The organism is Dehalobacter sp. TeCB1, from assembly GCF_001707455.1.
GTDB lineage: Bacteria > Bacillota > Desulfitobacteriia > Desulfitobacteriales > Syntrophobotulaceae > Dehalobacter > Dehalobacter restrictus.
Genome location: NZ_MCHF01000027.1, coordinates 56657 through 69856, shown reverse-complemented (window position 1 = coordinate 69856; position 13200 = coordinate 56657). Strand labels below are relative to the sequence as shown.

The window sequence follows — 13200 nt, the reverse complement described above, 5'->3', positions numbered from 1 at the left end:
ACCGGAGAAATTTCCTGAAAGCCGGTGCTGCAGCGACTGCTATGGGAGTTGTTGGGGCGCTGACAGCGCCAGCCAAGGTCGCCAGTGCGGCGGGCGAGACGTTTAGGTATACTGCCGCACCCAAAGGTCAATGGTCCAAATTACATCCTGTTCATGATATGGGCAGCGTCTCACTTCGTTTTGTAGAACAAAACGACCAGTGGCTGGGAACTACTAAAATTGTCGGACCGATAAAGAGAACTAGCCAATACGACAGCGGGTTTGATCGTTGTGCTGAGGGAAAAGTCAGTCAAAGGGGACAATTGGGACTCTACAATCTCATACCCAAAGACCCCATGGCCATGGCGATAGTTATGGGGACAGCCCTACCTAGACCCCTCGTGGAAGGTCCTGTTGCTCCTGTGAAAACGGAAATTCCTGATCCAGAACAAATGTCGATGCATATCAAAGACTTGGCTTATTTTTTAAGAGCCGATGATGTGGGAATCGGCAAGATGCCGTCGTATGCTTACTATTCTGAAAAGGTAATATATGAACCGTTTCCCGGAAGAGAATTGTTTGAGTTGCCCAGGGAACAGTGCGTCAAACCGATGACTGAACCGGACATGCCCTATGTTATAGTGGTTATGGTCGATCAGAATTTGAAAACAACGCTCGCTTCCACAGGTTATGATGCCATCAGCCTCTCCCAATCTTTCCTGGGATATCACTCAACTGGAGTCATTTCTGTTATCATCGCTCAATATATCAGAAATCTTGGTTATAACGCCCGGGCACAATACGCTGTGGATTATAACGCAAATATGCCTCCGGTTATTATAGCGGCAGGTTTGGGCGAATTATCACGTACAGGTGAGTGTACCATTCATCCCCGGTTGGGATTCCGCCATAAGGTGGCTGCTATTACAACAGATTTGCCGCTTACTCCGGATAAACCCGTTGATTTTGGCCTTCTTGACTTCTGCCGTATCTGTAAGAAATGTGCCGACAATTGTCCTTCCGGCGCTATTTCACTCGATGATGATATGAAAGAAATAAACGGTTACCTGCGTTGGGCCACCAATGCAGACAAGTGTGCCGAATTCCGGGCAAGTAATGAAGAAGGTGCATCCTGCGGGAGATGTATGAAGGTCTGCCCGTGGAACTCGAAGGAAGATTCCTGGTTCCACCAGGCGGGAACTTGGTTTGGAAGCCAGACTAAAACCTCTGCGTCGATGCTGAAATCTATTGATGATATGTTTGGATATGGAACCGAACAGATCGAGAAATATAAATGGTGGCTTGAGTGGCCGGAAAATTACAAACTGCCTCCCGTAAGCGTTCTAACCGCGCCGCTGCCGTCTCATGGAGTTTTATAAACTCTAATTTTCCAAAGGCATCTCTGAAAAATTAATGAATGCAATAAAAAAGCTGTTGTACGACGAACGAAAAAGCTGGACGTCAACAGCTTTTTTATATCGAAACTGAATTAATTGCTCGATTGCTTTACAAACTCTGTCTTGTAAAAGGAGAGTTAGTTCACAATGTTTATGAAATTAATATTAAGTTGTCACAAAAGGCTATTTCTGAAATGACAGGTGTGATATGTTTGAATATGTGCAGAAGTTATTATAGACAAACCCTCATGGATTTTTATTCATGAGGGTTCGTTTATTTCAGGAAATGATCTAAATTATACTTTAAGCAAACAAATTATACTTTTTTAGAATATGGTGGATCAAAATATGATAGAATTTTAGTATGATGTTGATTCGGTAAAAAATCTTGGTGAAGGGGGAAAAGTGGATGGAAGAAAACGAAAAATGTGGAGGGGCTATTCCGGATACATTTTTTGAAGTTGATAGGTTGCAGGAATTTATTAATTTAGGGACTGTGAAGACTTTTGCTAAAGGCAGTGCTGTCATGTGGCCGGGAGACAAATGTTCTTCACTCATCTATGTGGTCTCCGGAAGGCTAAGAGTGAATAAGCTACTCGATGACGGCAGGGAAAGGCTGGTTTACTTTACCAGTAAACATGGTTTAATGGGTAAATTATATGAGACTTGCAATGATAGTTATGCGATTGCGCTTGAAGACAGTAAGGTTTGTTTTTTCTCAAAAGAACAGCTTAAACAAATTTTCAGCATGAATGATGAAATCCCCTTCGACATCATAAGAAACTACTTATCAAAAACTTCCTATTACATGAAGCAAGCTGCGGAGATAGACTATTTCAATCCAGCAGTCAGGATTGTCAGGTTGTTCCACGAACTCTATATTACCAATGGCGTAAAAGTTGGTAATTACTATGAAATTAATATCCAATTGTCTTTAGAGAATATTTCTGAAATAACGGGGACGCATTATGTTACCGCTTCCAAAGTAATAGGCTGGTTAAGAAAAAATAAAGTTATGGAAAAAAAGAGGAAAAAGATTATCATTTATGATGCAGAAAAACTAAAAATGATGACTCAGGGGACACATGTTTTTTAATCGTCTAAATCCTTTGCAATTATTTTACTGTTATTTTGATCCCAATAGAAAATTACAGATGACATGCTCGCCCTCTTTTTTTTCCGAGGGCGTTTTTAATTGTTCTTGGAGCTTCGGTCACCGAGGGTATATTTAAAATCTGCCATACATAATTCCGGGACAATTTGTCCCTCATGTGCGTTTACTGAGACAATGATTTCGTCACCTATTGAAATAGGTTTATTTTTTTGCTCTTATCATACCTATTGTAATAAACCGGATCTCTCATGTTTTTAGCGGGTATTGACAAAAATAATCAAACTTAGCGCTAGCTAAAGTTTTTAGGTATTCAGTTTGGTACTTTTAATTTAGTGGTAGTGAATGTACGTACAAAAAACTACAAAATTTTATGGAGGTGGGTCTTTTGGGCGTATTCTTGGTTTTTATTGCCGGAATTGCTTTCTTAGCCGGTATTTTAATGCTAAAACCATTTATGAAACGTGAAAATAAAATAATGACGATCCTCAACTGGTCTCTCTATGTCATTTGGTACTTGATTACATGTACAGGCATCTCATTTGTTTTTCTGAATAGCCGTGTTGGTCACGTCAAAGCCACAAGTACAGGAATATTCTTATTCTTTGGCCTGTCGGTTATTTTTGCGGTTATTCTGGCAAGACTCCTGGGCTTCCTCGGGAAAAACGGATTAAGTCTAATGAAACAAATGAAGGAGGCAAAATAGTCATGTCAAAAAATTTCAGTGACGATAGAAACCAGCAGCAGGGCCTCCAGATGAACCGTCGCAAGTTTTTGAAGGCCGGTGCAGCAGCGGCGGTTACCATGGGACTTATGGGTACGGTTGGTGCGATGCCTGCTGTTGCTGCTGAGGCTGCTGTAGGTTCAAGTGTTACAGTAAATGGCGCAAGATCTAAGCTGAAGCCGACCGGACAATATGGTCCGGCGTCAGTCAAATTTGCTACATTTAATAATGAATGGCTTGGCACGACAAAGCTTGTTGGTGAGGTCAAAAATATCAACGAAGCAGAGACAGGGTTTTCACGGGCCGGTCGTGGCTTATACGGAAAAGAGTCTCAAATTGGCAGGGGGTATTTTATCAGAAAAGACCCTGCCGGAGCAGCTGAACACGATACTTTGATGATCTTGGCAACAGAACCGGCAGTGCAAGGTAAAGTTTCCCCAGTCAAACTGAATGTTCCTGATCCGGAACAAATGTCCCAGAACATCAAGGACTTTGCGTACTATTTGCGAGCCGACGAGGTAGGAATCGGCAAAATGCCGGATTTTGCCTGGTATTCTCATAAGGTCACGGATCAGCATGCTTTAGCGGTCAACGATGTTGAGAAGGCCGTTACGCCTGTGACAGACAGATTGCCGTATGTTATTATAGTCATGGTGGACCAGAACTTAGAGACAATGTTGGCCTCTACCGGGTATGATCAAATCAGCGGTGCCCAATCCTTTTTAGGATACCATGCTACCGGTGTTATTGCTGTCGTCTTAGCAAATTATATTCGTAATCTTGGTTATAATGCCAGGGCACATCATGCCAGAAACTACAAGGCCGTTATGACACCGTGTATTATTTCAGCCGGACTGGGTGAATTATCCAGAACAGGAGACTGCTCTGTTCATCCACGTTTAGGATTCCGTCACAAAGTAGCTGCAGTTACAACGGATTTGCCGTTGCTCCCGGACCAACCGATTGATTTTGGTCTGCAGGATTTTTGCAGGGTATGCAAAAAATGTGCGGACAATTGTCCTTCGGGTGCCATCACCCAGGATACGGAGCCGGTTGAGTATAACGGCTATTTGCGCTGGAACAGCAACATGGAAACATGTACGAAATTCCGGACCACAAATAAAGAAGGTTCTTCCTGCGGCCGGTGTATGAAAGTATGTCCGTGGAATACAAAAGAGGAATCTTGGTTCCATAGCGCCGGAACATGGATCGGCAGCCATGGACAAATCTCATCCAAACTGCTTAAGGGCATGGATGATATGTTCGGCTATGGTACTGAACAAATTGATAAGTATAAGTGGTGGCTGGAGTGGCCGGAGTTGTTGGCTACGCCTGAAAAGATGCCAGGCCTTGTAAAATACTAATCGCCGTATTTTAACCATCCAATAATCATCTAATAATATTCAATAAATAATTAACCGCGATATGCCAAATTAAATGAAGGAGTGACGCTAACTACATATTTTAGTAGTTAACGTCACTCCTTTTTTCTTTAAATCAAAATATATCTAACCAATCAATGACCCAATAAGCAACCTTAAAGAACCTTCGTACATAAAGTTGTCGTGAATTAAATCATACAAAGAAGTTTTATTGTATAATATTCATGCTATCTTTTCACCTAAAAAACAATGAACTTATAATCTAGCATTTTAGCATAGATGATCAAAAATAATTTTAGTGTATGTAAACAAATTAAAAATATTTTTAGAGAATGTGCGGGATGAAACATGGGAAGAATTTAATATTGATCTCTGGTAAAAAATGATAAAGGGGGAAAAGAAGGGCATGGAAAACTTCAGAAAATGTGGAGCAATTGTACCCGATACCTTTTATCCAGTTCCAAAATTACAGGACTATGTCCACTTGGGAACGGTAAAATCTTTTGCCAAGGGAAGTACAGTGGTTTTTCCAGGAGAAGAACCACATGCAATCATTTATGTATTAAGCGGCAAGTTAAGAGTTGATTTGGTTTTTGATGATGACCGGGAAAGATTAATGTATTTTGCCGGCATGCATACTTTTGTAGGTAGGTTATTTGAAACGTATCATAATCTTTACATTATTGCGATGGAAGACAGCAGGGTCTGCTTATTAAATGAAGAGCAGCTTGCAAAAATTTTCCGTGAGGATGAACAAATTATTTTTGATGTGATAAGAAACTATCTCTCTAAAACATCCTATTATATGAGGCAAGTGGCCGAGATGGATTATTTTAACCCGGCAGTCCGAGTCATTCGGTTGTTGTATGAACTTTGTAACTCCAAAGGTACAGCAGGGGCTAATTCTTGTGAAGTAGATAATGACTTGTCTCTGACGAGTATTTCAGAAATTACTGGGGCCCACTATGTAACCGTTTCTAAAGCATTAGGTTATTTAAAAAGACATCATATTCTGGAAAAAAAGAGGGAGAAAATATTTGTTTATGATATGAAAAAACTTAAAATGTTAACACATGAAACGCATATTTTTACCGGTCATGAAAGCAGTCCTATTTAATCGACAACGACGATGAAAAATTAAAAAAATATCTTAAAAAGGATATAGATTTAATCCGCGACATAAATTGAGCGATACTGATTGAATACAATGTACCTGTAACGATTTAATTTCCACTTGGAAAAAGGGGAGGTGAAAAAGCTATGGGTACATTTTTGGTCTTTTTAGCGGGTCTGTTATTTCTTGCCGGTATTCTTTTTATTAAACCTCGCGCCAAAAAGGAGCTGAGGTGGAAAACGATCCTTAACTGGAGCCTGTATGTTGTATGGTATGGGATAACTTGGATCGGGATTTCCTTTATCTTCATCAATGCCGCAGTCGGGCATGTCAAAGCAACAAGCACGGCAATATTCTTATTCCTAGGAATATCAGTAGTGCTTGCAGTTGTCCTGGCCCGTTTACTCGGTTTCATTGGTGCTAAGAAAAAGGAAACTACATTACAAGCTTAACAGGGGGGTGATAAAAAAATGGAGAATAACGGTCAGAAAAGAGAGTTACAAATCAACCGCAGAAATTTTCTGAAAGCAGGGGCCGCTGCAGCAGTATCGATGGGAATTATGGGCACAATAGGTACGAAAACTGCTGTTGCTGCTGAGGCTGCTGTTGGATCAAGTGCTGCCAGAAATGGAGCGCAATCTAAATTAAAACCTACCGGTAATTATGGATCAGCTTCAGTTAAATTAGCTCAATACAATAACGAATGGCTTGGTACTACTAAAATTGTAGGTGAAGTAAAAAACACAAGTGAAGCGGATGTGGGTTTTTCTCAGGCTGCCCGTGGCTTATATGGAGCAAAACCTAGAGTTGGTAGGAATTACTTTGTTAGAAAGACACCAGAAGGAGCTGCGCAAAATGACACATTGGTACTTCTGGCTACAGAAGCAGCAGTACAAGGCAAAGTATCTCCTGTAAAACTTGCAATTCCTGATCCGGAGCAAATGTCCCAAAACATCAAAGACTTTGCTTATTACTTGCGTGCTGACGAAGTTGGAATTGGAAGAATGCCGGAGTATGCCTGGTATTCTCATAAGGTCACAAATAATCCCGCGTTGTTAAAGAATGATCTTGCCAATGCAGTTACGCCTGTTACAGACAGACATCCATACGTTATAGTGGTTTTAGTTGACCAACATCTGGAGACCATGTTAGCTTCCACAGGGTATGATGCAATCAGCATAGCCCAATCTTTTAGAGGTTACCATGCATCAGGTGTTATCGCTGTTACTCTTGCTAATTATATTCGCAGTCTTGGTTACAATGCCCGGGCCCATCACGCCCGCAACTACAAAGCAGTTATGACCCCTGCTATCATGGCCGCCGGGCTTGGTGAATTGTCCAGAACCGGTGATTGCGCTATACATCCGCGCTTAGGGTTCCGTCATAAAGTTGCTGCAGTTACAACTGATTTACCGCTTCTTCCCGATCAGCCAATCGATTTTGGCTTGCAGGATTTCTGCAGGGTATGCGGAAAATGTGCAGAATATTGTCCGTCCGGTGCTATAACGCGTGACAAAGACCCTATTGAGTATAATGGCTATCTGCGCTGGAACAGTGATTTTAAAACATGTACGATATTCCGTACCACAAATGAAGAAGGTGCTTCCTGCGGTCGTTGTATGAAAGTGTGTCCCTGGAACTCTAAGGAGAGTTCCTGGTTTCATGATGCCGGTTTATGGATAGGCAGTCATGGACAGGCTTCTTCTATGTTTCTTAAGAGCATAGATGATATGTTTGGATATGGGAATGAGCAAATTGAAAAATACAAATGGTGGCTGGAATGGCCAGAACTGTGGAAGACCCCTGAATCGATGGAAGCGATGCCAGGCCTCGTAAAATACTAATCTATGGCCTATGGCATTCTGACGCATTAATGATGACCAATAAATAATAACTTTAATAAAGAGCAAACTACCACGGAGTATTGCTAAGCTACGAATTTAAGTAGCTTAGCAATACTCCTTTTTTATGTTGGCGTGCCCAGCTAAGCACGCATTATACTAACTGGAGAAAGCCCAGTCGGGGTAAGTGCCAAGGCGCCCCGTAGCTAGGATACCTGTGTAAAGAGAAATCTGTACGTAGAAGCGTATCGACGAAAGTACCCTTCAGAGAAAGGACGAGCAAGTTAGCAGACCGTAACATCAAGTGAATCTTACCGCGTCGTCAAAAAGGCTAAATTTGTTCTAATCGCGGGCGGATATTCTTGCAGCGTCTTAACCATGTTGGCCGCAATCTCCAAGGCCTTTTTCCGGCAGGCCATAAATTCCTCCCGCTCTTGTGCAGGAATCCCCAGGAGGATGACCGTCTGGGAAAAACTCAGATTCGAATCTGACAAGTTCCCACTTTTTATGAATATTAGGCAATATTGAAATATATATTGATTTTCAAACCGTGAAAAATGTTATCATGGTTTAAACAATTAGCCGTTGCTGCTATTGTATAGTTAACATAATAAGCGTTTGAACGTTTCGATTCTAACTTGTTCTATGTGTTCTATTTAATTCCAAATCAACATCACAAATTATTAAGGATAAGTAAATTCATTAGTTATAATAAAATAATTAGAAAGGGGAAATGTAAACATGAAGTCAAGGCTGAATCAAAGAATATCAGGGACGTAATAATAATTGGGAAATTAATCATTGATTGCCGCAAGAACTTATAAATTTATTATGGTTTTGACCTCTTTTTAGAAAGTAAAATATTAAATCAATCCTAAAATGGGGTGTAAAAATGAATTCTTCAACGCCATGTAAGAAAATGCAAAGGCAAAATAGCGGGAGCAGCATTGAACAAATAAAATTTGAGATGATTATTCCTGATTCTTTGTATCCTGTCGAAAGACTGTATAAGTATATTGAATTAGGAACCATAAAAACTTTTAAGAAAGGCAGTGCCGTCCTTATACCGGGAGAAGAACCCAAGGCTCTCATTTATATTCTATCGGGTAGGATAAAAGTTAATTTGGTAGTTGATGATGGAAGGGAAAGGTTCATTTATACTGCCGGTAAATACAATATGATGGGAAGATTATTTGAAGCTTATAATCAGTATTATATTGTTGCGCTCGAGAAAACAGAGATTTGTTATTTTACAAAGCAGCAGTTGGAACAAATTTTTCAAAAAGATCAGGAAGTTTTTTTTGATATTATAAAAAACTATCATGCTAAAATCTCTTATTACATGCGGCAAATGGCTGAAATGGATTTATATAATCCCACGATCAGAGTGGTAAGGTTATTATATAAACTGTGTATGACGAAAGGTGTTGCCATAGGAGATTCGTTTGAAATACAAATCGACCTTTCCCTGAAAAGGATCTCGGAAATCACAGGTGCACACTATGTTACTGTCTCGAAGGTATTGGGCGGACTGAAAAAAAAGAATATCATCGAAAAGAATAAAAATACAATTATCATTCATGATCTGAAAGGATTAAAACGCCTGACGCAGGAAACGCATATTTTTAGTAATCAAGGCAGAAGCTTGGATAACGATTTGTTCTCTTTGTAAAAAAATAATAGAAATGTTAAAGTCGTGATAAAACTTTGAGCATAAAAATTTAAATATAATGTACCCATAACAGGTTATTTCACTCGAAAGGAGGTGAGAAAGTTATGGGTACATTTTTAGTTTTTCTGGCGGGCATTTTATTTTTAGCCGGCGGACTCTTTTTAAAAACCCGTGCCAAACATGAACTGAAGTGGAGAACAATTTTAAACTGGACTTTATATGTTGTGTGGTATGCAATAACCTGGATTGGAATTTCATTTATCTACATCAATGCCTCGGTCGGACATGTGAAGGCAACGAGTACAGCAATCTTCTTGTTTGGAGGAATCTCTGTTGTATTGGCTGTTGTTCTGGCCCGTCTATTAGGTTATATCGGCGTCAAAAAGAAAAGCAATCAAACGATGCAAGCTTAATGGTCAAATTCTGTAAAGAGGTGTTAAGATGGAAGAAAAAAAGATAAACTTAAGTAGACGTGGATTCCTTAAAGCTGGCGTGGCGGCGGCAGCGGCAGGAGTCATCGGCGCAATTAATCCAGATGTCTTGAAAGCTGAAAATGCTTCGTTGGTTTCGTTGGATTATGCATCGCCCGCGAACGGGAACTGGTCCAAACTCGTGCCTAAAATGAATTACGGTGGAGCTTCCGTGCGTTATGCGGAGCATAACGACCAATGGTTGGGCACATCACAGATTGTAGGCGAAGTACAAAATATAAGTGAGTACGATAATGGTTTTACCATGGCGATCCGTGGAGAACTGGGCGAAATACCGCGTTGGAACTATGTGACCCAGGGCAAACGCGATCCAATGGCTTCCGGCTTGGGTTTTGCCATAAGTTTTTTAAGTACAGACAAAGCCGTGGAAGGTCCTGCCCCGCCGAGGGCGGAAAAACTGCCTGTACCTGATCCTGAAATCATGTCCAAGCATATCAAAGACACATGTTATTACTTGCGGGCTGACGAAGTTGGTATCGGCAAAATGCCGGCTTATGCATATTATTCTCATAGAATCTCGCCGACACATGGGGACTATGCAACTGGCAAAATTGATCCCAATCTTCTCATGGAGGAAATACCTGTTACGGAGCGGCTGCCATATGTTATCTGTGTTGCTGTGGAGCAGCATCTCGAGACATGGTTGGCCTCCACCGGTTATGACGGCATCGCCAAAAGCCAATCCTACCGTGCCTATCACGCAACAGCCAACATTACCGTTATGCTGGCGCAGTATATTCGTTCGCTTGGTTATCGGGCCCGTGCTCATCACTTTGCCAATTATGCTTCAGTAATGGGACCGATCCTGATTGCGTGCGGTATGGGAGAACTGACACGCACCGGTGACTGCGTTGCTCATCCGCGTATGGGCTTCCGCAATAAGGTTGCGGCTGTCACTACGGATCTCCCGCTTGTCCCTGATAAACCGATCGATTTTGGAATGCTTGATTTTTGTCGGGTTTGTAGGAAGTGCTCGGAGAACTGCCCGGGTGAAGCGATTTCGTTTGATGAAGAACCCGTAAAATATAACGGCTACCTGCGCTGGAACAGCGATTTTAGGAAATGCGCGGCTTTCCGCACGGGCAATCAGGAGGGCTTCAGTTGCGGACGCTGCGTCAAGGTCTGTCCTTGGAGCTCTAAAGAAGATTCCTGGTTCCATGAGGCCGGTGTCTGGATCGGAAGCAAAGGAAAACAATCAGCATCTCTTCTTAAACAGATCGACGATATGTTTGGATACGGCACAGAAGAAATTACAAAATACAAATGGTGGCTGGAGTGGCCTGAACTATTTCCTATGCCGGCCGGATATCCGCCAACCCAAACAACTCAGCCGTCTAAATAATGATTTGCTTCATTCATCACTGATGGAGAATCAGATCATATGATTTTATAATTTAGCTGGCTTTTCATTCGAGTATAGAAGAAGGCAGTGTTGCCTAACTACTTTTTTGTAGTTTTGCGACACCGCCTTTTTATTTTGTAACAGGAAAGTACCTGTATATGGTCAAGCGAAAAATGGATTTATTAAAAAAAAGAACCCAAGCAGCAGTTTTTGGTAAACCGCCGCGGTTTTCTGAGAACCGGGGCAGCTGCCGCTATGGGTGTCATGGGTGCAATTGCGGTTCCATCAAAAACGACGGACTGCAACTATTACATAGTATAATACGACTAATCCAATAAAAGTTTAGCAAGGATTAAGTAAAAGAATATTTATTTAACTTAGAAGAATACACATTGACCCGTGTCACCGCTTTGATAAACTTGACGGACTTATATTATTAAACTCCAGTAACAATATTGAAAGATAAAGCTGAAAGCGTTCGTCAGCGTTATTCAAAGTGACGCCCGTAAGCTGCTTTATTTTATTAATTCTATAAAATAACGTGTTGCGATGAATACACAAAGCTTTGGCGGCATCATTTGGAGAATGTGTATGATATAAATAATATTTTAGCGTTTCTAAAAAAGGCGTCCCGTTATCCTTTTCCTCTTTTGCCAACTGAATAATCGAGGGATGGCAAAAATCTACAATGTCGCTTTGGGAACTAATCAATTCGGTAAGAAAATACAGCGTGCATTTTTCATAAAGGCAAAAATATATATTTTTGCGTTGAGCAAGCTCATATGCTTTTAAAGCTTGGGAATAATATTTTCTACTTTCTGATAATCTGGCAAATTGTATGCTGATACCGGCAAAAAGAGAATTTGCTTTCAAATATTCAACAAATTCCGAATTTGATACATCTAATAAAATATGCCTGATTGTATCATCTATAAAGACAACGAGTTCATTTTTATAGACGATACATTGATGACTCGGGATGAAAGATTGTAACGACCGGATAATAAACGGCACTTTACTTTCAAATTCATTACCTGTTCCGTTATTAATCACCATGATCTGGTAAGCGGTTGTCTCCGGCCATTTCAAATAATCAAGACGTCTTTTGACCGAATCTTCGTCGCTAATTCTCTTATCCAGCAAGTCCGTAAGGAAATAGTTAGGCAACAGGTTTTTATTGATGCTAAAGAAATCATTTTTTTGTAATTCTATCGATAATATTTTTCGAAAATGTTTAATAAGCTTGAAATCGATTTCTTGAAACTGTTTGCCTGCTTCATAGATAGCTAACTGTGCGACTTCAATTCCGTGTATATGGATGATTGCAACGAGTGTTCCATTATATTGTTCAGATTTTTTTACGTAAACAGAATATCCATGGTTGCGTATCTTTGAATAGATATGATTATCGCGGATAAATGAGATTGTTTTCGCATCGATATATTTGTCGCCGTTTTTATCTTCAATAATTCCAATAATATTTTTTGCTTCATCGGAGAATGCCAGGATTTTAAAGCTGGTATCGTGTAAAAGCATAGGGTGTCCGAAGATTTCTGTGGCTGTATCGATGAGGGATTGTAACCCCAGATTTGAATATACTGCATCAAATAATTTTTGAAGGTTCCAGGAAAAATTAACGTCTTCGTTTATGATCACTGAGACGTGATCGAGTATTTCGTGCTGGGTTATTTCTGAATTAGCAATGCAACAAAGGTTAAGATGTGTTGCTTCCAAATATAATCTTGGAAGCGCTATATCCTCGATGCATAAAAAAATCACGTTCATATTAGGCGGTATTGGCGGCAATTCTGATACTGTTCCGATATAAAGGCATCCGGGAATATAATATGTCTGTTCCTTCTGTATGAAGGCATAGGTTTGAATATTTACCGTTTCGTCTTTAAAAGGCAAAGAATAGGTAGCAAACTTATTGATCCGGGTTACGATCTCTGTTAATCGCATTCGCGCTCCTTTAAGGATGGTTGTTTGTGCTGTAGTACGAATTAATCATCCTTTGATTCTTAAAAATTAAATTATGATACATTGTTCAGCTATGTGTAATTGTATATATTGTATATAATGAAATCCAAAAACGCAAACGAATTTTAAACCATGAGCATATTTCCGAGGTGGGATAGCCGGGCTCT

13 protein-coding genes are annotated in these 13200 nt (G+C 40.4%); 11 read left to right on the top strand and 2 right to left on the bottom strand.

Translation table 11 applies throughout. From position 1 onward, the window contains the following. The 7 genes from A7D23_RS08215 to A7D23_RS08185 form a co-directional block, all read left to right on the top strand. Positions 1-1358: reductive dehalogenase (locus A7D23_RS08215; RefSeq protein WP_176714403.1), on the top strand; the 1358-nt coding region annotated here is incomplete at its 5' end. Positions 1359-1785: 427 nt separating this feature from the next. Then, entirely contained in the window at positions 1786-2472 is a 687-nt protein-coding gene (locus tag A7D23_RS08210; RefSeq protein WP_068883550.1) for a Crp/Fnr family transcriptional regulator, read from the top strand. Positions 2473-2875: 403 nt separating this feature from the next. Next, on the top strand, positions 2876-3193 hold the full coding sequence (locus tag A7D23_RS08205) for a dehalogenase (RefSeq protein WP_141690656.1): 318 nt from the start codon (positions 2876-2878) through the stop codon (positions 3191-3193). Between the two features lie 2 nt (positions 3194-3195). Continuing rightward, a complete protein-coding gene (locus A7D23_RS08200; protein WP_068883547.1) occupies positions 3196-4575 on the top strand; it encodes a reductive dehalogenase in 1380 nt (459 codons plus the stop codon). Positions 4576-4999: 424 nt separating this feature from the next. Then, entirely contained in the window at positions 5000-5710 is a 711-nt protein-coding gene (locus tag A7D23_RS08195; RefSeq protein WP_068883545.1) for a Crp/Fnr family transcriptional regulator, read from the top strand. 143 nt (positions 5711-5853) lie between these two features. After that, on the top strand, positions 5854-6159 hold the full coding sequence (locus tag A7D23_RS08190; protein ID WP_068883543.1) for a dehalogenase: 306 nt from the start codon (positions 5854-5856) through the stop codon (positions 6157-6159). Between the two features lie 18 nt (positions 6160-6177). After that, positions 6178-7551 (top strand): reductive dehalogenase, encoded by a 1374-nt coding sequence (locus A7D23_RS08185; protein WP_068883541.1) that lies wholly within the window; start codon positions 6178-6180, stop codon positions 7549-7551. A gap of 308 nt (positions 7552-7859) precedes the next feature. On the opposite strand, the gene A7D23_RS08180 is transcribed toward A7D23_RS08185, so the two are convergent. Then, complete coding sequence (locus tag A7D23_RS08180; protein ID WP_068883539.1) at positions 7860-8042, bottom strand: DUF3102 domain-containing protein; 183 nt, start codon at positions 8040-8042, stop codon at positions 7860-7862. A 398-nt stretch (positions 8043-8440) separates the two neighbouring features. On the opposite strand from A7D23_RS08180, the gene A7D23_RS08175 reads away from it, so the two are divergent. From A7D23_RS08175 to A7D23_RS15835, 4 genes are all read left to right on the top strand, one after another. Next, on the top strand, positions 8441-9220 hold the full coding sequence (locus A7D23_RS08175; RefSeq protein WP_083221887.1) for a Crp/Fnr family transcriptional regulator: 780 nt from the start codon (positions 8441-8443) through the stop codon (positions 9218-9220). 104 nt (positions 9221-9324) lie between these two features. Further along, complete coding sequence (locus tag A7D23_RS08170; protein ID WP_068883537.1) at positions 9325-9633, top strand: dehalogenase; 309 nt, start codon at positions 9325-9327, stop codon at positions 9631-9633. 28 nt (positions 9634-9661) lie between these two features. Beyond that, a complete protein-coding gene (locus tag A7D23_RS08165) occupies positions 9662-11053 on the top strand; it encodes a reductive dehalogenase (RefSeq protein WP_068883535.1) in 1392 nt (463 codons plus the stop codon). Positions 11054-11263: 210 nt separating this feature from the next. Then, positions 11264-11374, top strand: a complete 111-nt coding sequence (locus A7D23_RS15835; protein WP_242871511.1) for a twin-arginine translocation signal domain-containing protein — start codon at positions 11264-11266, stop codon at positions 11372-11374. An 81-nt stretch (positions 11375-11455) separates the two neighbouring features. On the opposite strand, the gene A7D23_RS08160 is transcribed toward A7D23_RS15835, so the two are convergent. Then, a complete protein-coding gene (locus tag A7D23_RS08160) occupies positions 11456-12787 on the bottom strand; it encodes a helix-turn-helix domain-containing protein (protein WP_207644968.1) in 1332 nt (443 codons plus the stop codon). Between the last annotated feature and the right edge of the window lie 413 nt (positions 12788-13200).

Bases quoted from the DNA above. Each gene is read 5' to 3' on its own strand.
- A7D23_RS08195 (WP_068883545.1), top strand. From the start codon at position 5,000: ATGGAAAACTTCAGAAAATGTGGAGCAATTGTACCCGATACCTTTTAT.
- A7D23_RS08200 (WP_068883547.1), top strand. From the start codon at position 3,196: ATGTCAAAAAATTTCAGTGACGATAGAAACCAGCAGCAGGGCCTCCAG.
- A7D23_RS08175 (WP_083221887.1), top strand. From the start codon at position 8,441: ATGAATTCTTCAACGCCATGTAAGAAAATGCAAAGGCAAAATAGCGGG.
- A7D23_RS08185 (WP_068883541.1), top strand. From the start codon at position 6,178: ATGGAGAATAACGGTCAGAAAAGAGAGTTACAAATCAACCGCAGAAAT.
- A7D23_RS08170 (WP_068883537.1), top strand. From the start codon at position 9,325: ATGGGTACATTTTTAGTTTTTCTGGCGGGCATTTTATTTTTAGCCGGC.
- A7D23_RS08190 (WP_068883543.1), top strand. From the start codon at position 5,854: ATGGGTACATTTTTGGTCTTTTTAGCGGGTCTGTTATTTCTTGCCGGT.
- A7D23_RS08210 (WP_068883550.1), top strand. From the start codon at position 1,786: ATGGAAGAAAACGAAAAATGTGGAGGGGCTATTCCGGATACATTTTTT.
- A7D23_RS08165 (WP_068883535.1), top strand. From the start codon at position 9,662: ATGGAAGAAAAAAAGATAAACTTAAGTAGACGTGGATTCCTTAAAGCT.